The following is a 23,091-nucleotide window of genomic DNA, read 5'->3' as shown; positions in this document are numbered from 1 at the left end:
GAATGCTTATTGCTTACGGAGTTGAAGAAGATACTTGTAATACTTTTCCGTTATAAAATTTATTTCCTGTTAAAGAGAAATCAAAAATATAATTCGCCATTTCTGTGGCAGAGGTAGGTGCTTCGTATCCAGGGAAAGCTTCTTCTAGCATTTCTGTTTGTACTGCTCCTAAAGCCAAAACATTAAATGCAATTTGTTGTTCTTTATATTCTTCTGCTAATAATTCTGATAACGTAATTACTGCGCCTTTGGCGGATGAATATGCTGCTAATCCAGGAAACTTCATACTTCCTTGAATTCCGCCCATAGAACTTATAGTAACTACATGGCTTCCTTTTTGCATAAACGGAATCATTAATTTAGTCAACTCTGCAACGGCAAAAACATTAACTTTATAGACTTCTAAAAAATCATCCGAAGATAAATCTGTAAAAGGCTTATTGATTAATTTACCAGCATTATTGATTAAAATATCAACTTGTTGCCAATTATTTTTAACATAGTCAGTTACTTTTTCTAGGTCTGAATTCACAGATAAATCAACAGAAATTAAAGTGATGTTTTTATGATTAAACTCAGATAGTGGTTTTGTGTTTCTAGATAAGGCTAATACTTGATGTCCTTTTTCTGCAAACTGTTTAGCGAGTTCAAAACCAATTCCTCTGCTTGTACCTGTAATTACAATGTTTTTCATTTCAATAAAAAAATTTGAACGAGCAATTTACTCAATTTTTCATAAATTTAAACCTCAAAGGTTTTAAAACCTTTGAGGTTTATCTGTATTTTTAAAAATTAGAAGGGCTAGTAACGTTTAGAGATATAAGATTTAAGTGACTCTTGCAAAGGCGGAGCCTTACAATTCAATATCTTATAGAGGATACTATACTTCAATTAATGTTGATTTCATTTGATAGAAAAACTACTCTTCCGTTTCAAAAGTAATATGTTGGTAAGCGCCAATATCAGGATTTGTAGTTCTATCAACACCTAAAATATCTGCAGAAAAAGAAGTTGTTTTTGCTTTACTTATGGCATCAGACTCTTCTCCAATTATAAAATCACTGTTTTGAGTATTTCTAAAATGAGCATTTCCATTTATTATGTTGTCTTGGTAAAAAGTACTTGTAAAATCTAGTTCGGTGTTGTCTTTAAAAGAGTCATTATTGTCCGTGAATTTAATCATGGAATTACTAATGTTGTAGTTAAAGATTCCGCCTCCATCAACTTTATCTAAGATAAATTCTATGTTGTTATTTCCATCAAAAATGCAATTGGTAAAATTAGCAGCATGTAAATTTCTAGTCTCAATAATTTCTTGTCCCGTTGCATCTGAATACACAAAAAAGTTGTTCACTAGAACAGCAGGTAATTGACGTAAACCATTGTTCCAGAAGTTAGCAAAAGTAGAATGTGTAAAATTATACGTACCTCCAATAGTTGCTGCTAAAGAAACCTGACCAGCAGCGCCAACAACTACATTGTTACCTTCAATATTTGCTTCTCTTCCTAATATTCCATAGCTAGAATGATTATAGATTTCTGTGTTTTGTAATTTTAAAGTTGGAGTAGAAGGAGCGCCAATGCTGTCAACCAAGATTCCAATAACTCCGTTTTTAATAATGGTGTGGTTCATTTCATTGTCTTTGCTTCCTGCTCGCATCCAAATAGTTCCCCATTGTCCGGCAGTTTCGCTAAAAGAATATTCTAATCGATCGCCTTCAAAAATCACTTTTTCAGAAAGTGTTCCGTTTACTTTTAAAGTAGCTTTGTTATCTACAATTAAACCAGAATTATCATGGAAATAAACTTTTGCTCCGGCTTCTATGGTTAATGTTTTATTTGCTGGTACAGCTGCAAAGCCATAAATAACAGTAGGTTTTACGTTGGAAATGGTTAATTCTGAATCCGTTAAAAAACGCCCTTTTAAGGTCGTTGGTTCTCCGTTTAAAGTTAAGCTGTCAATTTTCATAGAAATAGCATCTTTTCCAGGGAAGATAAAATTGGCATCTTGCACCAAAGTAACTAAATCTACATCTTGCTGAAAACTACCAGAATCGAATAAAATTCTGTCTGTGTATAACGGATTAACTACATTACTCGCATTTATGGTGGTTTCTACGAAAATAAAAATACTGTCTTTAGCAAGAATGTCTATGTTTTTAAAATCTTTTCCAGGAATTCCATCTACATTTAATCTGTAGTTAGAATTGGTACCATTTTCTAATTTTATTTCGGGAATGGTAATCGCATTTTTTCCTCTATTATATACTTTTAAATTATACGTTGCAGAACCAATATTTGTAAATATTGTATCTAAAAAAAGTGTGTCCTTAGAGAATTCTAATAAACCAGAACTTGGTGTTGTGTTAAAATCTTTTCTACAAGAACTTACAGAAATAAGAACGACACAAATAATAAAGGAAATAAAGTAACGCATAATAGTAATTTCTGTCTCCTCGAGCGCAGTCGAGAGGTTAGTTATAGGTCTCGACTGCGCTCGACCTGATATTTTATTAAAATATAATAATAGAACTTTTTAATAAGTCTATTATTGTTTTTTAATCAATTCAATTTCGAATAGTTTTCCCCAATGTTTACCAGTTACAAAAAGACGGTTATTCTCTTTATCATAAGCAATACCATTTAAAACTTCGTCATGAGGAACCAATTTCTGTGTTTTTTCCATTTCTGCATGCAAGCCTTTTAAGTTTGCAATACCTTCTACAACTCCTGTTTTTGGGTCTATAACAACAATAGCATTTTGCTGATATTTATTTGCATAGATTTTTCCATTGATCAATTCTAATTCATTTAAGTCGGCTACCGCGTATTTATTGGTGTAAACTTGAATTGATTTTTCTTCTTTTAAAGTCTCTGGGTCTAAGAACCAAATTTTGTTTGTACCATCAGATTTTATCAACTGAGTTCCGTTATGTGTAAAACCCCAACCTTCTGCACTGTTGTTGTAGGCAAATTCTTTTTCTTGTTTAAAGGTATCTAAATCATATACAAAACCTTTTTTTCCTTGCCAAGTTAACCAGTATATCTTGTTGTTAAGAATGGTCATTCCCTCACCAAAATACTTTTTATCTAAATCTATTTTTTGTAAAACTTTACCCGTTTCAATTTCAACTTTTCTTAAGGTCGATTTTCCTCTTTGACCAGTAGTTTCATATAAAAATCCATTATAATATTCTAAACCCTGAGTGTAGGCCGTTTTATCATGCGGATATTCATTTATAATTTTATAGTCATATACAATAGGTGCTTTGTTTGCTAAAACTTCAAAAAAACTATTTTCTTTTTTTGTCTTTTCAGCATAAAAAACTAAAGCAGAAATTTGATGTTTTCCAACACCTAATTCAGTTGTATTAATAGAAATTGCATTTCCATCTGAAGAAACCTCATTTCCATTCACGAAAAACTGGACACTATTTATGGCTTTCTCTTCTTTCTCTTTTAAAGTAACTTCAATATTAGAATTTAGAGCGACTTGTTTTTTATGCTCTAAACTAAATTTATAGACATCAGAACAAGATGTAATTAGCAGAAAACACGTAAAAAATGCAACAAGTAAGGTATTCTTTTTCATTTTTGTAATTATTTATATTTATTTTTAGTCTTTTTAACTTTTGTAAAAGTGTTGAAAAACCACTATTCATCAACGAAATCTAATGTAAAAATAACTAATGTGATTGTTAGACCAAATAAAAACAAAATATTTATTTGTTAATTAAAAAATATAGTTAAATTTGCATCCTCAAAATAGTAAACAACAACTATTTAGAGAATCGAGTAAGCTTTACCAACTTCACTCATGCAAACATAACATTAAAGTATTAAAATATAATAAAATGAGAAAAGGAATTCATCCAGAAAATTACAGAATGGTAGCTTTTAAAGACATGTCTAACGAAGATGTATTTTTAACACGTTCTACAGTAGACACTAAAGAAACGTTAGAAGTTGATGGTGTTGAGTATCCTTTAGTAAAATTAGAGATCTCTAGAACATCTCACCCATTTTACACTGGTAAATCTAAACTTATTGATGCTGCAGGACGTATCGATAAATTTAAAACGAAATACGCAAAATTCAAAAAAGAGTAATTCTTTTAGAATTTTCAACATATTTAAAACTCCAACATTCATTTGTTGGAGTTTTTTATTTTACATTATACTGGTTTCTGGAGTGTTTAACATGGAAAACAGGTTACTGTAATTTGTGATTTTCTATGTAGTCTATTTTTTAGTAATTTTGATGTTACCTTGCAGGTCAGGCTTTAGGTTATGATCTGTTTTTAAGTTGATATTACTAAGAGTTTTTAGATTAAAAAAAGACGGAATAATTAGATTAGAAACAATTTATTATAATAAATAAGAAGAGTATATTTTATGAAAAATTTTGATATTGTTATTATTGGTGGTGGTCCTATTGGAATTGCTTGCGGATTAGAAGCTCAAAAAAACGGGTTGAGCTATGTAATTTTAGAAAAAGGACCGATTGTAAATTCTTTATATAATTATCCAGTGAATATGCAATTTTTCTCTTCTTCAGAAAAGTTAGAGATCGATGAAATTCCGTTTATTAGTAAAGAAGCTAAACCAAGAAGGAGTGAGGCTTTAGAATATTATCGAAGAATTGCTACTTCAAATAAGCTACATATTAATTTATTTGAAAAAGTAACTTCTGTGTCTAAATATGAAGATGAATTTTCAATTCTTTCGGATAAAAATACCTACAAGTCTAAGAATATTGTCATTGCCACTGGTTTTTATGATATTCCGAATTTGTTAAACGTACCTGGAGAAGATTTACCAAAGGTTTCTCATTATTATAATGACCCACATTTTTACGCTGGACAAAAATTAGCGGTTATTGGAGCTAGTAATTCGTCTGTAGACGCAGCTTTAGAATGTTATAGAAAAGGAGCAGAAGTCACTATGGTTATTAGAGGTTCTGAAGTTGGGCAACGTGTAAAATATTGGGTAAGACCAGATATTATCAACCGTATAAAAGAAGAAAGCATACAAGTTTTTTATAGCAGTACGGTAAAAGAAATAACGAAGGATACCATTGTTATAAATACGGAAAATGGAGTAGAAACTTTACCAAACGACTTTGTTTTGGCATTAACAGGTTATAAACCAAATTTTACGTTTTTAGAGCAAGTTGGTGTTACTTTTTCTAATGATGAAAAGAAAATTCCTACTTACAATGATGAAACTATGGAAACCAATGTGAATGGAGTCTATTTAGCAGGTGTTATTTGTGGTGGAATGGAAACGCACAAATGGTTTATAGAAAACTCAAGAGTTCATGCGAAAATGATTATAAGTAATATTAAAAAATTAAAAGAATAGTTTACAGCAAACTATTCTTTTAATTCATAAACATCAATTTGAAGTTCATCAACTTGATCTTTAGGTATTTTTTTAATCACTTTTTTAGTAAAATTAGGTGTCTGAATATAATAACTAATTTCACCTTCGCTTCCGGGTACATATTTAATCTCTAACGTATTTGTACCTTTAATTAAGTGTAAGTCTGTAAGTCCGCCTGTACCTCCAAAATACATTAAGCTTTTACCATTTAGAGTTGCTTGAAAAACATCCATTCTTTGAGAGTAAATAAAAGCAGCATCTTTATTACCTAAAGTAACTTTTTCTTTTTCTGATTTATCTTTTTTAAACTTTAAGTCAAACTTTGAAGTTATAGTTCCAGATTCTTTTTCGCTTGAAACATAATAAAAAGGAATATATTCTATTGAGCTTCTTAAACCAAAACTAAATTTTCTAGGAGGGTTGAAGTTTTGTGTTCTTCTATCAAATTTTATTTCAATAGTATTCTCGCCTTCTTTTAATACAAAAGCTATTCGGTCTTGAACAAAAGGAGGCATGTCTTTTAGTTGATCTTTAAATGGGTGTTCTTCATTAAAAATCTTTAGACCAGAAAGGTCTCCCTTACCTACAGGTTTTCCATTAATTTTTAGCTGTACATCGTAATTGCTATTATGCCCAGAAACAAAAGCTTTAATATGTTTAGTGTCTTGAGATGTCATACTTATAAAAAATAGTGAAATTAAAATTAATAAACTCGCTCTTTTCTTCATGTCTTTTTTTAGTGTTTTAAATTGTTATGTAAGAAATTCTACTTTCTTAGATAGCAATATAGAGGGGGAAGTTTTTATTAATATTCTTTAAAATCGATAGATTTATTGGGCAAATGTAAATGTTATTCTATGATTTTTAAACGTTGTATCTATTTCATTTTGGAAATAAATGAACCCTCTTTTTAGTTTGATACTTAGAAGGTAGTTACTCAACTGTTTATTTACTTTTTTATTTTATAAAGTTTTTTTTTATTTTAAAAAAAAGCTAGCTGTAAAAAAGACACTATGGAAACCAATCTAAAAGATGTGTGTTTAGTAGATGTTGTTTTCGGAGGTGTGGAGTATGTATAGAATTTAAAAGAAACAAGCCTTAACATTTAGTTGTTAAGGCTTTTTTTTAAATGTTTTAATACCTTTTTTAAAACAATTTCTTATAATAATCAGCTGCCATTCTTTGAGTTGTAAACTCAGGGATAACATCGTCCATTGCTTTAAATACTATTTTTTGCCAGTTTTTAGGAGCGCCATAATACGTTGGCAATACTTTGTTTTCTAAAATATTGTATAAATTATCGGTGTCTAATTTGTCTTGCTCATAGGTTGGTAATTTATAATCTAGTGCTGGTAGTACGAAACAGTTTTCTTCGTCTTTTTTAAATTCTGGAATCCAGCCATCATCCGTAGAAACATTTACAGAACCATTCATAGCAGCTGTCATACCACTTGTACCAGAAGCTTCACGTGTAATTCTGGGTGTGTTTAGCCAAACATCAGAACCGCATTTTAATTTTCTAGACAAGTCAATTTCATAACCAATAAGTACGGCTAAATTTGGTTCTTGTTTAGATTGATGTACCAAATGGTTAAAAGTATCGATTGCGCCATAATCAAACGGATATGGTTTTCCTGCCCAAATAATTTGTACAGGATATTTTTCATTATGAATTAATCTTTTAAATCGATCGTAATCATGTAAAAGTAAATCTGCTCTTTTATAACCTGCAAAACGTCTAGCCCAAACTATAGTTAATACATTTGGGTCTAATTTTTTACCAGTTTGTTTGTACACTTCTTCAAAAAGTTCGCTTTTTAATGCTAGTTTTTTCTTCTTATAAGTAGTTGCATTGCCTTTCTCCCAAGATTTTTTAATGGTTTCATCTTGCCAAAATTTTTGATTCTGAGCGTTTGTAATCGGGATTATTTCGCAAATACCTTCGTAATCTTTCCACATATCATTCGCAACAATAGCATGAAGTTTAGAAACTCCGTTTGCTTTTCTAGCCATTCTTAATGCAGCAATGGTGTAGTTAATCATGCCACCATTTACCATTTCGGTTTGCAACTCTTGTTCAGAATAAGTTCTTCCAAAGAAACCACATCGGTTTAAATGACGCGCATCTCGCTCTTCATTTCCTGCTTTTTCTGGAGTATGTGTTGTAAATACCATTTGCTCTTTAGTTATGCCTTTATCTTTTAAATAATAAAAAGCAGGTAATGCATGTCCTTCATTTAAATGATAGGTATCTGCGCCTCCTAAAGCTTCTACAACTTTAGCGCCCGCAATTCCTAAAACAATACTTTGTGAGATTCTTGTTACCTGATTTTGGTCGTATAAATGATTCGTGATAGTTCTAGATAAATGGTCGTTTCCGTCTACATCTGTACTTAAAAAATACATTGGTACGGTGCCAAAAACTTCTGGTTTTAGAACATAGGCTCTTACTTTTACATTCGGATTGTCGTGAAGTTTTATAGTTACTTCAATACCTGTGTATTCTAAAAAATCGAAGTGTTTTTCGTTAAATTCGGTTTTTAATGTTTGGTCATCATTTCTTGCTTGGTCATAGTAGCCATATTTCCAAAGCATACCAATACCAATCATATTTTGTTTTAATTCAAAGCCAGAACGCATGTGGGAACCTGCTAAAAAGCCCAATCCTCCAGAGTAAATATTAAAAGCTTGATCGATACCGAATTCCATACTAAAATAAGCGACTTTCTTTTTATATTTTGCTGCTGGTTTGTATGGGTGATGCCATTTACTATATATATGTTCCATAATTTTTTTTGATTTTAATATTAAAAGTAAGAAAAATAGACAATTTATGATGTTGTTTATAAGTTAAATTTAGGTAACTAAAGTTAATTTATAATGCTTTTAAATTTAAGGTAAATAGTTTGTTTTTAGTTTTTTATGACATCCGTCATTTTTAGTTTGAATAGGTTTTTTAAATACCTTTTTTAGGGTTTTATGAGATCCCTCAATCGCTTGAAAAAGCTCATTTCGGAATGACATTTGTTTTATTATTACGAAGAATGAGGGGGGGACAGAATTAAATAAAATAAAAGACTTCTAGGTTATTATAAAAAACAAAAAAACCGCTTCAAAAAGAAACGGTTTTAAAATATTTAAATAACACTGTGCGTTCTACATATAATCTTCAATTGGGTTACAAGAACAAATTAAGTTTCTGTCTCCAAAAGCATCATCAACTCTACGTACGGTTGGCCAAAATTTATTTTCAGCAATGTACTCTAAAGGAAAAGCCGCTTGTTTTCTAGAATAAGGTAACGTCCATTCATCTGCAGTTAACATTTCTTGCGTGTGAGGTGCGTTTTTTAAAGGATTGTTGTCATCCTCTTTTGTTGCATTCTTAATTTCTTCACGAATAGAAATCATTGCATCACAAAAACGATCTAATTCTGCCATAGATTCAGATTCTGTAGGTTCAATCATCATCGTTCCTGCAACTGGGAAAGATACCGTCGGTGCGTGAAAACCATAATCCATTAAACGTTTAGCGATGTCTACTACTTCAATTCCGTTTTGCTTAAAATCACGACAGTCAATAATCATTTCGTGCGCAGCTCTGTTCATTTCCCCAGTGTATAAACTGTTGTAATGTCCGTGTAAACGCTCTTTAATATAGTTGGCATTTAAGATGGCATTTTTGGTAGCATCCGTTAATCCTTTTGCACCTAACATGGTAATGTAACCGTAAGAAATTAAACACACTAAAGATGATCCCCAAGGAGCAGCAGAAATGGCAGTAATTGCATTTTCTCCTCCGGTAGCAACTACAGGATTTGTAGGTAAAAACGGAACTAATTGCGGAGCGACACAAATTGGACCAACTCCAGGACCACCACCACCATGTGGAATGGCAAATGTTTTGTGTAAGTTTAAGTGACAAACATCAGCACCAATCGTTGCAGGGTTTGTCAATCCAACTTGTGCGTTCATATTTGCACCGTCCATGTATACTTGTCCGCCGTTATTATGAATAATTTGTGTAATTTCTTTAATTGCTTTTTCATACACTCCGTGTGTCGAAGGATAGGTTACCATTAAAGCCGCTAAATTATCTTTGTGTAAAATTGCTTTTGCACGTAAATCTTCAACATCAATATTTCCTTTTTCATCGGTTTTAGTAACCACAACCTTCATACCGGCCATAACTGCTGACGCAGGATTTGTTCCGTGTGCAGAAGCAGGAATCAAACAAATATTTCTGTGAGAATCGTTATTAGATTCGTGATATGCTCTAATAGTCATTAAACCAGCAAACTCACCTTGTGCACCAGAATTTGGTTGTAAAGAAGTACCAGCAAAACCAGTAATAATATTTAATTGATGCTCTAATCTCTTTAAAACTTGTTGATATCCTTCAGCTTGATTTAATGGTACAAAAGGATGAATATTCCCCCACTGCGGATTACTTAAAGGCAACATTTCAGAAGCTGCATTTAATTTCATTGTACAAGATCCTAAAGAAATCATAGAATGATTTAACGCTAAATCTTTACGCTCTAATTTTTTAATATAACGCATCATGTCTGTTTCAGATTGATACGTGTTAAATACATCATTGTCTAAAAACGATGTACTTCTTTTGGTGTTTTCTGTAATAACTTCAAAATCTGCACTAAAAGATTCTTTAGTTAAGATTTGGTGAAAATCATCTACAGTTTCCGATGCAATCGGTTTCTTTTTAAGTTGACCAAAAATGGTGAACAAGTTCATTAAATCTTTCTGTGTAGTTGCTTCATTTATAGAGATAGAAATGTGTTTTTTATCAACATAATTAAAGTTCACTTTAAAAGACTCTGCAACAGATTTTAATTTAATACAATCTATTTCTACCAATAAAGTATCAAAATAAGAAGAGTTTAACTGCTTAAAACCTGCTTTTTCTATAAAATTGGCAACTAATTTAGTTTTGTTGTGTACAGAGTCTGCGATAAATTGTAAACCACTTTTACCATGGTAAACAGCATACATACCTGCCATAACAGCTAATAAAACTTGTGCTGTACAAATGTTAGAAGTCGCTTTTTCCCTTTTAATATGTTGTTCACGCGTTTGCAATGCCATACGTAAAGCACGTTCTCCGTTGATGTCTTTGGTAATACCAATAATACGCCCTGGAATACTTCTTTTGTATTTGTCTTTTGTAGCAAAATAACCAGCATGAGGACCTCCATAACCTAACGGAATTCCGAAACGTTGTGTAGTTCCTACAACAACATCAACTCCAAATTCTGCAGGTGCTTTTAATTTTACCAATGATAAAATATCGGCAGCAACAGCAACTTTTATATTGTTTTCATTCGCTTTTGCAACAAAGGCAGTATAATCATAAACTTGACCATGTTTACCTGGATATTGTAAAATAGCTCCATAAAATTCTTCAGAAAAATCAAATTCCTCATGGTTTCCAATTACCAATTCAATTCCAATAGGAGTAGCGCGTGTTTGTAAAACAGATATTGTTTGAGGTAAAACTTCTTCAGAAACAAAAAACTTATTTACACCAGCTTTCTTTTGTGCTCTTTCTCTAACATCAAATAAAAGTGCCATTGCTTCTGCAGCCGCAGTACTTTCATCTAATAAAGAAGCATTCGCCAATTCCATTCCTGTTAAATCACAAACCATTGTTTGAAAATTTAACAAAGCTTCTAATCTACCTTGTGCAATTTCTGCTTGGTAAGGTGTATACGCTGTATACCACCCCGGGTTTTCTAAAATATTACGCTGAATTACACTTGGCACAATTGCCTCATGATATCCTAAACCAATATAACTTTTAAAAACTTTATTTTTTTCTGATAATTCTTTGATGTGCGCTAAATACTCGTATTCGCTCTTAGCAGGCGCTAAATCTAACTCATTTTTTAAACGAATATCATCTGGAACAGTTTGGTAAATTAACTGATCTAAATTATCCGCTTTTATAGTTGATAACATTTTTTCTTGCTCCTCTTTGTTAGGACCAATATGTCTGTTTTGAAACAAATTTGTATTCATTTAATAGGGTTTTGTTAATGCTATTTTAATATGATTTCGATTGTTCTTAGTTGTGTGTATTTATTCGAAATTTTGCAGACCAAAAGTAGGGAAATAATAAAATAATTTAGCCCATTTTTTTGCCAAAAAAGGGGGAATTATCAACCAAAAAAGAATGTTATGAACATAAAACCTATTTTTGCCGAATGAGATTCTTAAAATTGGTTTTAGATTTTTATATAAATGCAAGTATTCATGTAGCATTTTCTGTGTATGCGCTGCTAAGAATTACAGAAGTTTATTTAGATCTGCCTTATAATAGCGACTTAAATTATTTTATGTTTTTGGGAACTATTACAGGGTATAATTCTGTAAAATATGCCGGTGTGGCAAAATTGCATCATAAAAGTTTAACCAAAAGCTTAAAGAATATACAGGTATTTTCGTTCTTCTGTTTTTTAGCATTGTGTTACTTTGCATATCAAATTCCTTTAAAAACACTTTTTTATACCATTCCTTTCTGTTTGTTAACAGTATTATATGCAGTTCCTTTTTTAAGTGGATTTCATAAAAATTTAAGGGAAGTAAGTTATTTAAAAATTATAGTTGTAGCTTTTGTTTGGGCAGGTTTTACAGTGTTAATTCCTGCGGTAGATGCAGGTAAAGAAATTACTTTAAATATACTTTTATTAATGTTGCAAAGGTTTTTAATAGTGGTGGTTTTAATATTGCCTTTTGATATAAGAGATGTACAGTATGATGCTATTTCTTTACAAACCATCCCAAAGAAAATAGGCGTAGCAAAAACAAAGAAATTAGGATTAACGCTATTGGTTTTTTCTTTAGTTTTAGAATATTTGATTACAGCCAATACGCTAGTAAAAACTCCTTTTATGCTTTTCTTTTTTCTATTGATAATTTTCTTAATGAGAGCAGAAAAAGAACAATCTAAGTACTTTAGTTCCTTTTGGGTAGAGGCGTTGCCAATTGTTTGGTGGTTATTTCTTTTAGGATTCCATAATTTTTAAGGATGAAAAACTATTATTCTATAAGTATTTTTAAATTATCAGAATAAATAAAATAGATATCATAAAACTGTAAATTAGCTTCTTCATTCCCTACTATATTTGTAGATTTACTCACTTAAATTCAACCAAGATTCTTAAGTAATGATTAGCACAAAAAGAAATTATATTTTCGATTTTGACAGTACCTTAACCAAGGTAGAAGCATTAGATGTTTTAGCAGAAATAACCTTAAAGAACAATCCTAAAAAAGAGGCAATTATTCAAGAAATAATTGACATTACCAATTTAGGAATTGACGGCGAAATATCCTTCACAGAATCATTAGAGAGAAGAATTAAATTATTAAAAGCTAACCAAGCCGATTTGTCTGGTTTAGTAGCAGCTTTAAAAAAGCAAGTATCAAAATCCATAGAAAGCAACAAAGAATTTTTCGAAAAATTTGCAGATGACATCTATGTTATTTCTTGTGGATTTAAAGAGTTTATAGATCCTATTGTAGAAGAATACAATATACCTTCAGAAAGAGTGTATGCAAATACTTTTGAGTTTGCAGCAGATGGTGAAATTATTGGTTTTGATGCTAATAACCCATTGTCTCAGCACAACGGAAAAATAAAGTGTTTAAAAGACATGAATCTCGAAGGAGAGATACAAGTTATTGGTGATGGGTACAGCGATTATGTAACTAGAGAAGCTGGTGTAGCAGATAAGTTTTTTGCGTACACAGAAAACGTTTCTAGAATTAAAACAACAGAAAACGCAGACCACATTGCCCCAAATTTAGATGAATTTTTATACGTAAACAAGTTGCCAAGAAATATCTCATACCCAAAGAATAGAATTAAAATATTATTATTAGAAAACGTACATCCAGATGCTTTTAACAAGTTGTCTACAGATGGTTTTTCTGTAGAAACAGTTTCTAAAAGTTTGTCTGAAGATGAATTGATAGAAAAAATAAAAGACGTACATGTTTTAGGTATTCGTTCTAAAACAAACGTAACGCAAAGAGTTGTAGACGCTGCAGAAAAATTAATGGTAGTTAGTGCATTTTGTATTGGTACCAAACAAATAGATTTAGAAGCGTGTAAAGAAAGCGGAATTGTAGTTTTTAATGCACCTTACAGTAATACACGTTCTGTTGTAGAATTAGCAATTGGAGAAATTATTATGTTAATGCGTAGTGTTTTTCAAAGAAGTACAGAAATTCACAATGGTCAATGGAATAAAACTGCCGAAGGTTCTAGAGAAGTTCGTGGTAAAAAACTAGGTATTGTAGGTTATGGTAATATTGGTAAGCAATTATCAGTTTTAGCAGAAGCTTTAGGTATGGATGTTTATTATTATGATGTAGAAGATACCTTAGGTTTAGGAAATGCAACTAAAGTTGATCAATTATCAGACTTATTAGCATTATCTGATGTGGTTACTTTACATATTGATGACAATTCTGCAAACAAAAACTTTATTGGAGAAAAAGAAATTTCTCAAATGAAGGATGGCGCAATTTTAGTAAACTTAGCAAGAGGTTTTGTAGTAGATATTCCTGCATTGGTTGCTGCTTTAAAAAGCGGAAAATTAGCTGGTGCTGCAGTAGATGTATATCCTTCTGAACCTAGAAAAAACGGAGAATTTTACTCTGAATTACAAGGTTTACCAAACGTAATTTTAACACCGCATGTTGGTGGTAGCACAGAAGAAGCACAAAGAGATATTGCAGATTTTGTACCAAGTAAAATTATGGCGTACATTAATTCTGGAAATACAGTAGATGCTGTAAACTTCCCAAATATTCGTTTACCTAGACAAACAAATGCACACCGTTTTTTACACATTCATAAAAATGTACCAGGTGTAATGGCTAAAATAAACAAAGTTTTAGCAGAATACGACTTAAACATTAATGGTCAATTTTTATCTACAGATCCAAAAGTTGGCTATGTAATAACAGATTTAGACAAAGAATACAATAAAGAAGTTTTAGACGCCTTAAGAGAAATTGAAGGGACTATTAAATTTAGAGTGTTGTATTAGTAGATAACAAATGAATAAATATCTATTTATTTTCATTTTATTAATTTCTTATAATTCATTCTCTCAACTTAATTTTAAAACTTATTTTAAAAAAGCAGAGAATGGATTTGAGTTTTTAGCAGACAACAATGAGTATTGTCCGGTTTCGGTAGAGGTAGATTTAGAGTTGGTGAACTTGTCTACATCCAACGGGAATTTTAAAACATACGTAATTCCTGCAAGAACTTCAGGCTTTGTAATTACTACTCTAAAAGCAATTAAGGCTGGCGCTTATAAGTACAATTCTAAAACAAGGTACAATTACGGAGACTTTGCCACGAAAGAGAAAGATACTATTGCTGTAAAAAAGCAAGACACCGTTGCTGTTGAAGAATACATTTACAACCTTCCTTTTAAACAAGGGAAAAAGTTTAAAGTATCTCAAGGTTATAATGGCACAATAACACATCAAAAGAAAAATGCACTAGATTTTCTAATGCCAATTGGCACGGATATTTATGCAGCAAGAGAAGGTGTTGTAATTAAGGTGGTAGATCATAACACCAAAACATGTGTTACCAAAGGTTGTTTAGAGTATAATAATTTTATTTTAATCTATCATTCAGACGGTACATTCTCTGATTACGCACACGTAGATACCAATTCTGCTAACGTAAAACCAGGCGATAAAGTTGCCAAAGGGCAGTTAATTGCTAAAAGCGGAAACATTGGTTGGTCAACCGGTCCTCATTTACATTTTGAGGTTTTTAAGCAAGGAGTTATCAAGCGAGAAACCCTTAAAACCAAGTTTAAAATTAACGACGGAACAGAAGCACCCGTTTATTTAGAAGAAAAAGTAAAGTATCATAGAAAGTATGAATAGTCTTTTTTTAAATAGAAAACACCCTTCAGATTTTATAATTTGAAGGGTGTTTTTTTTTTGAAGCTATTTAATGTAGTCAGTTTTTATCTGTATTCTGGGTTTTCAAATTCCCAACGTTCTCCATCATCCCATTCTTTTCGGGAGTTTCCGTAATTACTGTAGCCTCCATTTTTCTTTAACATCAGTGCTAAATGAAGTAAATTATAGGTCATAAAAGTTGTATTTCTATTTGTAAAATCACTATCGAAACCAACAGGTTTGTCTAATTTTTCTCCTTTCCACTCTTTACCTCCATAACTTGGTCCAGGTCCAACTTTTCCAATCCATCCAGAATCTGCTTGTGGTGGTATGGAATATCCTACGTGTTGAAGCGAATATAATATTCCCATTGCACAATGTTTTATGCCATCTTCATTACCTGTAATTATGCAGCCGCCAACTTTACCATAGAAAACATACTGACCTTTATCATTAGTTAAACCACTTAAAGCATAAAGTCTTTCAATTAGTTTTTGGGCTTCAGAAGATTTTTCTCCAAGCCAAATTGGTGTTCCAACGATAAGAATATCAGCGTCTAGAACTCTCTTTGTTAATTCTGGCCACTCATCAATATCCCATCCATGTTCAGTCATATCAGGATAAACTCCACTCGCTACTTGATGGTCTATTAGTCTAATCTCATCTATTTTAACGTTTTCTTTAGCCATAATGGCTTTTGAAACTTCCATTAATGTTTTGGTGTGGCTTTCTTGTGGTGATTTTTTAAGCGTACAATTTATGTAAATCACTTTTAAATTACTGAAATCTGTTTTTTGCATAATTTTAGTTTTAATAGGTTACAACGAACTTTGATTAACCTAAAAATAAGCAATTTTTAATACACCTTATTGATTACAGTAATTTTAACCTATCCTATTTTTTTTTCGAACGCTAGGTAGTGAGTTGTATTCTCATTGAATAATGGAATTATCTTAACTTCACAATTATAAGCTGTTCCGTCTTTTTTGTAGTTTACAATAATTTCTTTAAAAGGCGTTACTTGCTCTATTTTTTCTTGAATTCTATTTTTGGTTTTTACAGAAGTTTCTTCTCCTTGTAAGAATTTAGGTGTTTTGTTTATTGCAAATTTTTTAGAATAACCAGTCATTGATGTAAATCCTTCGTTAACCCAAATTATGTTTTGATTTTTGTCAGTTACAATTAATGCTTCATAGTCATTTTCAGAAAAAGCAAGATCTAAGTCATTTTTCCAATTGAACTTTTTAGCAAAAGAAAGTACTTGTTCGATCTCCATTCTCTTTTTAGCTTCAATTAACCTTATATAATAATCATCCATAAAAATATCCCAACTCACTAAAGGCGTGGTTTTTACTTTTGAAATTTCAACTTTTGGCTTTATTTCATTATATTCTTCTTTATTAAGACCTGACAGGTAAATATCCAGGCATTTCATTTCAGTAAGATTATTTTTCATAGTGTTATCCCTTAGTTCAATATTGTTGTAACGTGTGTGTAAAAGCTTTGTTATGTGGTTTAAGTAGTGAATTCCACAAGTTAGCTAAAAGTCTAACGTCATATTTAAAATTACTCCTTTTTATATTTCTTATGTTCTATTTTCTTTTTCTCTAAAATAGCATAAAATTTTCGTGGCGAAATTTTTAGGTCTCTTGTTATTTCGCTCACTTTTTTCTTTCCTTTTTTATACAGCGTTAAATTTTTGTTTACTTCTTTGTCAAAATAGTGTTTTTCTAATTTCTCAACAATTTGTAATTCAGTCAGATTTGAATCATTCGCATATTTTTCAATTTCCGATTTAATGTCTTTTAAATTACTCATATTTGTCAATTTTAATGGTTCTGCTGAATAGATGTCAAGGTTGTTGTTATGGTTTGTTGCGTTGTTTAAGTTATGAATTTTATATGGTCTTAGTAACTTTAGAAATTTAGAATATGAATTAAAAACTCCAAAAATCACTGATAAAACTCCTCATGTCTCTTTGTTGTATTTCTTTAGCAACGCCATCAAAGCCAGGATACAATTTTGATGCGCCTTGATTTAATTCTACTAACCTTTGTAAGAGACGATTTGAATCAGAAAGAGGTATTAAGTGTTTTGTTAAAAAAATTCTCTTTTTTTTACTGTATCCTAATAATTGATCAAGTGGTGTCCTATCTTTAAATAAATCTGTATTGTCAATACCAAACTGTACATGAGTAAATAAGCCGTTTTGTGCTTTTAAATTAGGATTCCTGCTATATGGAGGTGTTACAATCTTAATATTAAAATTTGCATCAGAATTAAAATCAGATTTCAACGCAGATGCATTTAATGCCCAAACAACAATCTTTTCTTTATTATTAAATTCGTAGGAATCTTTACTTGGTTTTTTATTTTTATTTAATCTTAAATTATTATAATAATTTTCTACAGCACTAGATACAGCAAAATAAGTTGCAGTAAGTGGATTGAATGTCCAATCAAGTAATCTTGTCGGTATCCCGAAATGTTGAGCAATTCCAGCAATTTCTGAAAGTTCATCAGGTAACCATTCATCTAAATTGTTTTTTAAATCTTGCCCAGTTTTTATTATTTTATCTTCTTCAAAAATCTTAACAGTGGGTAAATTCATACCATTTCGATTTGCTGTTTGATAAAAATGTTTTAAAGATTGGAATTCACTTAATAGATATTTTTCTCCATCCATTTCATTGTACCAATGATTTTTTGGGAATTCTAATAAATTTGGTGGTGTCAAAAGCGTATTGTTTTGCCTTAGAATTGAGGGGATTAACTTGAAACTTGGATTATTAGATCTTTCTCCACGAAAAACAGTAGGGAAACCTTTTTCTCCAGTAAGTGGGTCTATTCCGTTTCCTTCGCCAATAATTAAATGTTGAAGAAATTTATTTGCACTTGAATGTTTTATTTCTATTACAGGTTTCATAAATATTTCCTTCTTTTTCTTGTTGCCAACTTATTACACCTAAAGTTTTATTTTTTCTTTCAAATCAACAATCATCTTATCTTCAACACCCAAGTAACGTTGGCTACCTAAATATCTATTCTTATTAAATTCATCATAATTAGCTTCATCAGCGTTCATAGAACTTAAATGCACATTTCCTGCAGAATGTATAAATTCCATTTTATCATTTCCTAACCAAATTCCTACGTGGGTAACACGTTGTTTGGCATCAGCAGTTGCTTTTTTTCCAAAGAACATTAAATCTCCTTTTTCTAAACCTTCAAATTTTAAATCTTTATCTACCGTTTTACCTGCATTTATTTGTTGAGAAGCATCTCTAGGAATGATAAAACCATTCATTAAATACACCATTTTTGTAAAACCACTACAATCAATTCCTTTGCTAGAAGTTCCACCCCATAAATAAGGGAAACCAGTCATTGTTTTCGCAGCAGTTTCTACATTTTCCTTTGTAGCAACCACGCTTTCTAACCAAGAATTGTACATAACAGCTTCATTTTTTTTAAGAAACGCTATTCTATTATCAGGATATTTTACTTCATAAAAATCATTATCTTCAGAAACATATTGCAATAATGCACCTAAAGTAATATCAGAAACAATTTTAGAATTTTCAGATTTATCAACATAAGTATATCCATAAGTTTCAGTAAAAATTACTTTTTTAGCATTGTTCCATGCATCAAATTCACTTTTATTCATTAATTGAATTCCGCCTCTATCTACCCAAGAAATGTATTTATCCGGAGTCTGAATTCTGTAGAAATCACCTTTTTTATCCAATACTTTTACAGACATTCCAAGTAAACCTTGCGTGCCTAATTCAGCAGAATGTTTAGGGTTAGAACGGATATTAATAACCGAATTTCTTGCGACTGCATATTGTTGTAAACCAACTACATCATCAGGTAAAATTCTCACATTATTGGTGAATTTTACATTTCTGTTTTTTAAACTATCTAATAAAATAGAAAAAGCTTCTTTAGAAGTTGTTTCTCCTTCTAAAATAAGTTGGTTGTCTACTTGCTCAAAATTTATATCAAACAATTCTACACGCTTATCAGGAGCATATGTTGTTTTTAGCGTTGTGTAAATGTTTGTTAATTCGTCTGTAGAGTTGTTCTCCTTTTTACAAGATAAAGAAATAAGAAGTACAATTAAAAATAAGTGCTTTAAGGGTTTCATTCGTATTGGTTTTGTGTAAAAATACAAAAAATGAGTATTAATTTAAGAGCTTTATAGTTCAATATTATTGAAACTTATTTAGGATTGTTTTATATTTGGAATAAATCAACTTTTATTAGATGCAGTATCAAAATTCGTTAGCGTTTGCCAAACAGCAAGATAAAGAAGATTCACTTTCTTATTTGCGAAATCAATTTCACATTCCGAAAGACAAAAACGGAAACGATTGGTTGTATTTTACAGGGAATTCTTTAGGATTACAGCCAAAATCAACCAAAAAATACATCAATCAAGAATTAAAAGATTGGGCAAATTTAGGAGTAGAAGGTCATTTTGAAGCAAAAAATCCGTGGTTAAATTATCATGAATTATTAACCAATAAAATGGCGAAAATTGTTGGTGCAAAACCAATAGAAGTTGTGGTGATGAATACACTAACAACCAACTTACATTTGTTGATGGTGTCGTTTTACAGACCTACAAAAACCAAATGTAAAATTGTTATAGAAAGTGATGCTTTTCCTTCGGATAGATATGCAGTACAATCTCAATTAGAATTTCATGGATTTTCTAAAGAGGATGTTATTGAGTGGAAACCAAGAGAAGGCGAGGAATTACTAAATATAGAAGATTTAGAAACGATTGTTGAAGAACAAGGAGATGAAATTGCTTTGTTATTAATTGGAGGCGTAAATTATTATACCGGTCAGTTTTTAGATTTAGAGCGAATCGCTCAGATTGGTCACGCTAAAGATTGTGTTGTAGGTATTGATTTAGCACACGGAGCAGGAAACATTCAATCAAATTTACATAAATCTGGAGTCGATTTTGCAGCTTGGTGTACCTATAAATATTTAAATTCTGGTCCAGGAAGTTTAGCTGGCTTATTTGTACATGAAAAACACGCAAAAAATAAAGACTTACCACGTTTTTCTGGTTGGTGGAATCATAACAAAACTACGCGTTTTAATATGAGAATGCCTTTTGATGTCATGGAAGGAGCAGAAGGTTGGCAGTTATCCAATCCGCCAATATTATCTATGGCAGCAATTTTGGCTTCATTAGATATTTTTGAGGAAGTTGGTATGGATGCTTTGCGTGAGAAATCTGAAAAATTAACTGGTTATTTCGAGTTTTTAATCAATGAAATTGGTTCTGAAGATATTAAAATTATCACGCCAACGAATCCAAAAGAACGCGGTTGCCAATTGTCCATTCAAGTTAAAAATGCTGACAAAAGTTTGCATACAAAACTAACAGAAAAACATATTATTACAGATTGGCGAGAACCAGATGTTATCCGTTGTGCACCAACACCAATGTATAATACTTTTGAAGATGTGTACAATATGGTTTCAATATTAAAAGAGTTATTGTAGATAGAAGAAACCTCACAGGTTTTTAAAACCTGTGAGGTTTAATTTTAGAAAAAAATGAATAAAACAGATAAAATATTAATAATCGGCGCAGGTTTATGCGGTTCTCTTTTAGCTTTGCGTTTAGCACAAAGAGGTTATAAAATTGAATTGTACGAAAGCAGGCCAGATTTAAGAACTACAGATATTTCTGCAGGTAGATCTATCAATTTAGCTTTATCTGACCGCGGATTTAAAGCGTTGCGTTTATGCGGAGTAGAAGAACAAGCAAGAGAGATTTGCATACCAATGTACGGACGATTAATGCACGACAGAGCCGGAAATACTTTTGCTTCTAATTATTCTGGTAGAGAAGATGAGTATATCAATTCCATTTCTCGTGGCGATTTAAATGCATTGTTATTAAACGAAGCAGAAAAGCACGAAAATGTAAATATTCATTTTAATAAAAAATGTAAAAATGTTGATATAGAAAATAATACCGCACATTTTAAAGATTACAAAACCGGGCAAGAATTATCTGTAAAAGCAGATGTGATTTTTGGAACAGATGGTGCAGGTTCTTCATTAAGAAAAAGCTATTATTTAGAACGTAAATTTCTGTTTAGTTATTCTCAGAATTATCTAAATCACGGATATAAAGAATTAGAAATTCCTGCGGATAAAAACGGGAAACATCAAATTAGTAATCAGCATTTACACATTTGGCCTCGTGGCGATTTTATGTTAATTGCCTTACCAAATTTAGACGGAAGTTTTACAGTTACACTTTTCTTAAGTTATAATGAGGGCGAATTTAATTTTGAAAACTTAGCATCAGAAGAAAAAATAACACAGTTTTTTGAGCAAGAGTTTCCCGATGCTTTGGCAATCATTCCGAATATAAAAGACGAATTTATAAACAACCCAACAGGTGCTTTAGGAACCGTAAAATGTTCGCCTTGGTCTTATCAAAATAAAACCATTTTATTGGGCGATTCTGCGCATGCAATTGTACCATTTTACGGACAAGGTATGAATGCTTCGTTTGAAGATGTTACGGTATTCGATGAAATTTTGAATAAAGGTTTAGATTCTTGGGAAAGTGTTTTTAAGACTTATGAAAAAGCAAGAAAACAAGACACAGATGCTATTGCAGATTTAGCGATTGACAACTTTCATGAAATGAGAGATCATGTGGCAAATCCTATTTTTAAAGAGAAAAGAAAAATTGAAATGGATTTAGAAAAGACATTTCCAACGGAGTATTTCTCCAAATATTCCTTAGTTACCTTTAATGCAAATATTGGGTACAACGAAGCCATGAAAAAAGGTAGAGCGCAAGACAAAGCCTTATTAAATTTAATCGCAGGAGATGAAGTCCATACGCATTTAAACATGACAAAAGATGAGTTAAAAGTTATTTTAGAGAAAGTGAAAACAGAAACAAATAACATTTTAGAAGAAGATAAAATTGCAGGAATGTAGTTTTTTAGAAGCTACTTCCTGCTGTAATTTATCATGAGCGGTGTCGAAAGGCTATATCTTTTTTCTTCTGTTCTCTATACAAATTTGCAAAAAAAGAAAATTCACTCGAACTGACAGGAAAAAGAATGAAGTCTGTCTTGAGCGGAGTTTAAAGGCTGTAATCAGGGCTAATCCAATTAATAAAAGTTATTAATTGTAAGTAATAAATAGACCATTTATAAAGTAAATGAAAAAATATATAGTTTTATTAAGAGGAATAAATGTATCAGGAAAAAATATTCTTCCATCGGCAGAACTACGTGATTTATTAACCGATTTAGGTTTTAAAAACGTACGAACATACATTCAGAGTGGAAACATTATTTTAGAATCAGACGAAGGGAAATCTGTAATTTGTAAGAAAATTAATGAAGGAATTCAAACTAAATTTGGTTACGATGTTCCTGTAATTGCAAGAACAATTCCTCAATTTAAAAAAGCAATTGCCAATTACCCTTTTCCAACAGACAACAACAAAATAGTAGCCTTTGTTTTCTTAAACAAAAAAGTATATGAAACAAAAATAGACGTTAAAGGTATTGATAACGATCAATATTTAATCGACCATGATATGGTATTTATTCATTGCCAAACTGGCTTTGCTAAAACGAAACTTTCTAATAAATTATTTGAAAGAAAGTTGAATGTGAGTGCAACAACTAGAAATTATAACACAACATTAAAGTTGTTGGAGTTGGCAGAAAGCAATTAAAAT

19 protein-coding genes are annotated in these 23,091 nt (G+C 31.2%); 8 read left to right on the top strand and 11 right to left on the bottom strand.

Annotation, left to right across the window (positions count from 1 at the left end):
• Nucleotides 1-13 precede the first annotated feature (13 nt).
• The 3 genes from GQS57_RS10995 to GQS57_RS10985 form a co-directional block, all read right to left on the bottom strand.
• A complete protein-coding gene (locus GQS57_RS10995) occupies nucleotides 14-694 on the bottom strand; it encodes an SDR family oxidoreductase (RefSeq protein WP_165732906.1) in 681 nt (226 codons plus the stop codon).
• Between the two features lie 225 nt (nucleotides 695-919).
• Entirely contained in the window at nucleotides 920-2,437 is a 1,518-nt protein-coding gene (locus GQS57_RS10990; protein WP_165732905.1) for a hypothetical protein, read from the bottom strand.
• Between the two features lie 111 nt (nucleotides 2,438-2,548).
• On the bottom strand, nucleotides 2,549-3,592 hold the full coding sequence (locus GQS57_RS10985; protein ID WP_165732904.1) for a glutaminyl-peptide cyclotransferase: 1,044 nt from the start codon (nucleotides 3,590-3,592) through the stop codon (nucleotides 2,549-2,551).
• A 262-nt stretch (nucleotides 3,593-3,854) separates the two neighbouring features.
• On the opposite strand from GQS57_RS10985, the gene GQS57_RS10980 reads away from it, so the two are divergent.
• Entirely contained in the window at nucleotides 3,855-4,109 is a 255-nt protein-coding gene (locus tag GQS57_RS10980) for a type B 50S ribosomal protein L31 (RefSeq protein WP_087520665.1), read from the top strand.
• A gap of 285 nt (nucleotides 4,110-4,394) precedes the next feature.
• Entirely contained in the window at nucleotides 4,395-5,363 is a 969-nt protein-coding gene (locus GQS57_RS10975; RefSeq protein ID WP_165732903.1) for a YpdA family putative bacillithiol disulfide reductase, read from the top strand.
• An 11-nt stretch (nucleotides 5,364-5,374) separates the two neighbouring features.
• Here GQS57_RS10975 and GQS57_RS10970 read toward each other — a convergent pair whose 3' ends face one another.
• The 3 genes from GQS57_RS10970 to gcvP form a co-directional block, all read right to left on the bottom strand.
• Entirely contained in the window at nucleotides 5,375-6,112 is a 738-nt protein-coding gene (locus GQS57_RS10970) for a hypothetical protein (protein ID WP_165732902.1), read from the bottom strand.
• Between the two features lie 418 nt (nucleotides 6,113-6,530).
• A complete protein-coding gene (gene glgP, locus GQS57_RS10965) occupies nucleotides 6,531-8,171 on the bottom strand; it encodes an alpha-glucan family phosphorylase (protein ID WP_165732901.1) in 1,641 nt (546 codons plus the stop codon).
• Nucleotides 8,172-8,540: 369 nt separating this feature from the next.
• Nucleotides 8,541-11,420: an aminomethyl-transferring glycine dehydrogenase gene (gene gcvP / locus GQS57_RS10960; RefSeq protein ID WP_165732900.1), complete on the bottom strand. Its 2,880-nt coding sequence runs from the start codon at nucleotides 11,418-11,420 to the stop codon at nucleotides 8,541-8,543.
• Nucleotides 11,421-11,605: 185 nt separating this feature from the next.
• Here gcvP and GQS57_RS10955 point away from each other — a divergent pair, with 185 nt between their 5' ends.
• From GQS57_RS10955 to GQS57_RS10945, 3 genes are all read left to right on the top strand, one after another.
• The gene (locus GQS57_RS10955; RefSeq protein ID WP_165732899.1) at nucleotides 11,606-12,427 is read left to right on the top strand and encodes a hypothetical protein; all 822 of its coding nucleotides are present in this window, start codon (nucleotides 11,606-11,608) and stop codon (nucleotides 12,425-12,427) included.
• A gap of 141 nt (nucleotides 12,428-12,568) precedes the next feature.
• Nucleotides 12,569-14,461: a phosphoglycerate dehydrogenase gene (serA, locus tag GQS57_RS10950; protein ID WP_165732898.1), complete on the top strand. Its 1,893-nt coding sequence runs from the start codon at nucleotides 12,569-12,571 to the stop codon at nucleotides 14,459-14,461.
• 10 nt (nucleotides 14,462-14,471) lie between these two features.
• Nucleotides 14,472-15,323, top strand: a complete 852-nt coding sequence (locus GQS57_RS10945) for a M23 family metallopeptidase (protein ID WP_165732897.1) — start codon at nucleotides 14,472-14,474, stop codon at nucleotides 15,321-15,323.
• Between the two features lie 83 nt (nucleotides 15,324-15,406).
• Here the strand turns inward: GQS57_RS10945 and GQS57_RS10940 are convergent, their stop codons facing one another.
• The 5 genes from GQS57_RS10940 to GQS57_RS10920 form a co-directional block, all read right to left on the bottom strand.
• Complete coding sequence (locus GQS57_RS10940; RefSeq protein ID WP_165732896.1) at nucleotides 15,407-16,141, bottom strand: flavodoxin family protein; 735 nt, start codon at nucleotides 16,139-16,141, stop codon at nucleotides 15,407-15,409.
• 89 nt (nucleotides 16,142-16,230) lie between these two features.
• A complete protein-coding gene (locus tag GQS57_RS10935; protein WP_165732895.1) occupies nucleotides 16,231-16,797 on the bottom strand; it encodes a PAS domain-containing protein in 567 nt (188 codons plus the stop codon).
• 110 nt (nucleotides 16,798-16,907) lie between these two features.
• Nucleotides 16,908-17,159, bottom strand: a complete 252-nt coding sequence (locus tag GQS57_RS10930) for a hypothetical protein (protein WP_165732894.1) — start codon at nucleotides 17,157-17,159, stop codon at nucleotides 16,908-16,910.
• 118 nt (nucleotides 17,160-17,277) lie between these two features.
• Nucleotides 17,278-18,267: an FRG domain-containing protein gene (locus tag GQS57_RS10925; protein ID WP_165732893.1), complete on the bottom strand. Its 990-nt coding sequence runs from the start codon at nucleotides 18,265-18,267 to the stop codon at nucleotides 17,278-17,280.
• A gap of 39 nt (nucleotides 18,268-18,306) precedes the next feature.
• A complete protein-coding gene (locus GQS57_RS10920) occupies nucleotides 18,307-19,494 on the bottom strand; it encodes a C40 family peptidase (RefSeq protein WP_165732892.1) in 1,188 nt (395 codons plus the stop codon).
• A gap of 119 nt (nucleotides 19,495-19,613) precedes the next feature.
• Between GQS57_RS10920 and kynU the strand changes: the two genes are divergently transcribed.
• From kynU to GQS57_RS10905, 3 genes are all read left to right on the top strand, one after another.
• Nucleotides 19,614-20,873, top strand: a complete 1,260-nt coding sequence (kynU, locus tag GQS57_RS10915; RefSeq protein ID WP_165732891.1) for a kynureninase — start codon at nucleotides 19,614-19,616, stop codon at nucleotides 20,871-20,873.
• Nucleotides 20,874-20,927: 54 nt separating this feature from the next.
• Nucleotides 20,928-22,337 carry an NAD(P)/FAD-dependent oxidoreductase gene (locus GQS57_RS10910; protein WP_165732890.1) on the top strand — a complete coding sequence of 470 codons (1,410 nt, stop codon included), beginning with the start codon at nucleotides 20,928-20,930 and terminating at the stop codon, nucleotides 22,335-22,337.
• Nucleotides 22,338-22,563: 226 nt separating this feature from the next.
• Nucleotides 22,564-23,088: a DUF1697 domain-containing protein gene (locus GQS57_RS10905; RefSeq protein ID WP_165732889.1), complete on the top strand. Its 525-nt coding sequence runs from the start codon at nucleotides 22,564-22,566 to the stop codon at nucleotides 23,086-23,088.
• Nucleotides 23,089-23,091: the final 3 nt, after the last annotated feature.

Origin of the sequence: Polaribacter sp. 20A6 (genome assembly GCF_011378915.1) — a bacterium.
Taxonomy (GTDB): domain Bacteria; phylum Bacteroidota; class Bacteroidia; order Flavobacteriales; family Flavobacteriaceae; genus Polaribacter; species Polaribacter sejongensis.
This window is presented reverse-complemented; position numbering and strand designations above follow the sequence as displayed.

Bases quoted from the DNA above. Each gene is read 5' to 3' on its own strand.
- GQS57_RS10995 (WP_165732906.1), bottom strand. From the start codon at position 694: ATGAAAAACATTGTAATTACAGGTACAAGCAGAGGAATTGGTTTTGAA.
- GQS57_RS10990 (WP_165732905.1), bottom strand. From the start codon at position 2,437: ATGCGTTACTTTATTTCCTTTATTATTTGTGTCGTTCTTATTTCTGTA.
- GQS57_RS10985 (WP_165732904.1), bottom strand. From the start codon at position 3,592: ATGAAAAAGAATACCTTACTTGTTGCATTTTTTACGTGTTTTCTGCTA.
- GQS57_RS10980 (WP_087520665.1), top strand. From the start codon at position 3,855: ATGAGAAAAGGAATTCATCCAGAAAATTACAGAATGGTAGCTTTTAAA.
- GQS57_RS10975 (WP_165732903.1), top strand. From the start codon at position 4,395: ATGAAAAATTTTGATATTGTTATTATTGGTGGTGGTCCTATTGGAATT.
- GQS57_RS10970 (WP_165732902.1), bottom strand. From the start codon at position 6,112: ATGAAGAAAAGAGCGAGTTTATTAATTTTAATTTCACTATTTTTTATA.
- glgP (WP_165732901.1), bottom strand. From the start codon at position 8,171: ATGGAACATATATATAGTAAATGGCATCACCCATACAAACCAGCAGCA.
- gcvP (WP_165732900.1), bottom strand. From the start codon at position 11,420: ATGAATACAAATTTGTTTCAAAACAGACATATTGGTCCTAACAAAGAG.
- GQS57_RS10955 (WP_165732899.1), top strand. From the start codon at position 11,606: ATGAGATTCTTAAAATTGGTTTTAGATTTTTATATAAATGCAAGTATT.
- serA (WP_165732898.1), top strand. From the start codon at position 12,569: ATGATTAGCACAAAAAGAAATTATATTTTCGATTTTGACAGTACCTTA.
- GQS57_RS10945 (WP_165732897.1), top strand. From the start codon at position 14,472: ATGAATAAATATCTATTTATTTTCATTTTATTAATTTCTTATAATTCA.
- GQS57_RS10940 (WP_165732896.1), bottom strand. From the start codon at position 16,141: ATGCAAAAAACAGATTTCAGTAATTTAAAAGTGATTTACATAAATTGT.
- GQS57_RS10935 (WP_165732895.1), bottom strand. From the start codon at position 16,797: ATGAAAAATAATCTTACTGAAATGAAATGCCTGGATATTTACCTGTCA.
- GQS57_RS10930 (WP_165732894.1), bottom strand. From the start codon at position 17,159: ATGAGTAATTTAAAAGACATTAAATCGGAAATTGAAAAATATGCGAAT.
- GQS57_RS10925 (WP_165732893.1), bottom strand. From the start codon at position 18,267: ATGAAACCTGTAATAGAAATAAAACATTCAAGTGCAAATAAATTTCTT.
- GQS57_RS10920 (WP_165732892.1), bottom strand. From the start codon at position 19,494: ATGAAACCCTTAAAGCACTTATTTTTAATTGTACTTCTTATTTCTTTA.
- kynU (WP_165732891.1), top strand. From the start codon at position 19,614: ATGCAGTATCAAAATTCGTTAGCGTTTGCCAAACAGCAAGATAAAGAA.
- GQS57_RS10910 (WP_165732890.1), top strand. From the start codon at position 20,928: ATGAATAAAACAGATAAAATATTAATAATCGGCGCAGGTTTATGCGGT.
- GQS57_RS10905 (WP_165732889.1), top strand. From the start codon at position 22,564: ATGAAAAAATATATAGTTTTATTAAGAGGAATAAATGTATCAGGAAAA.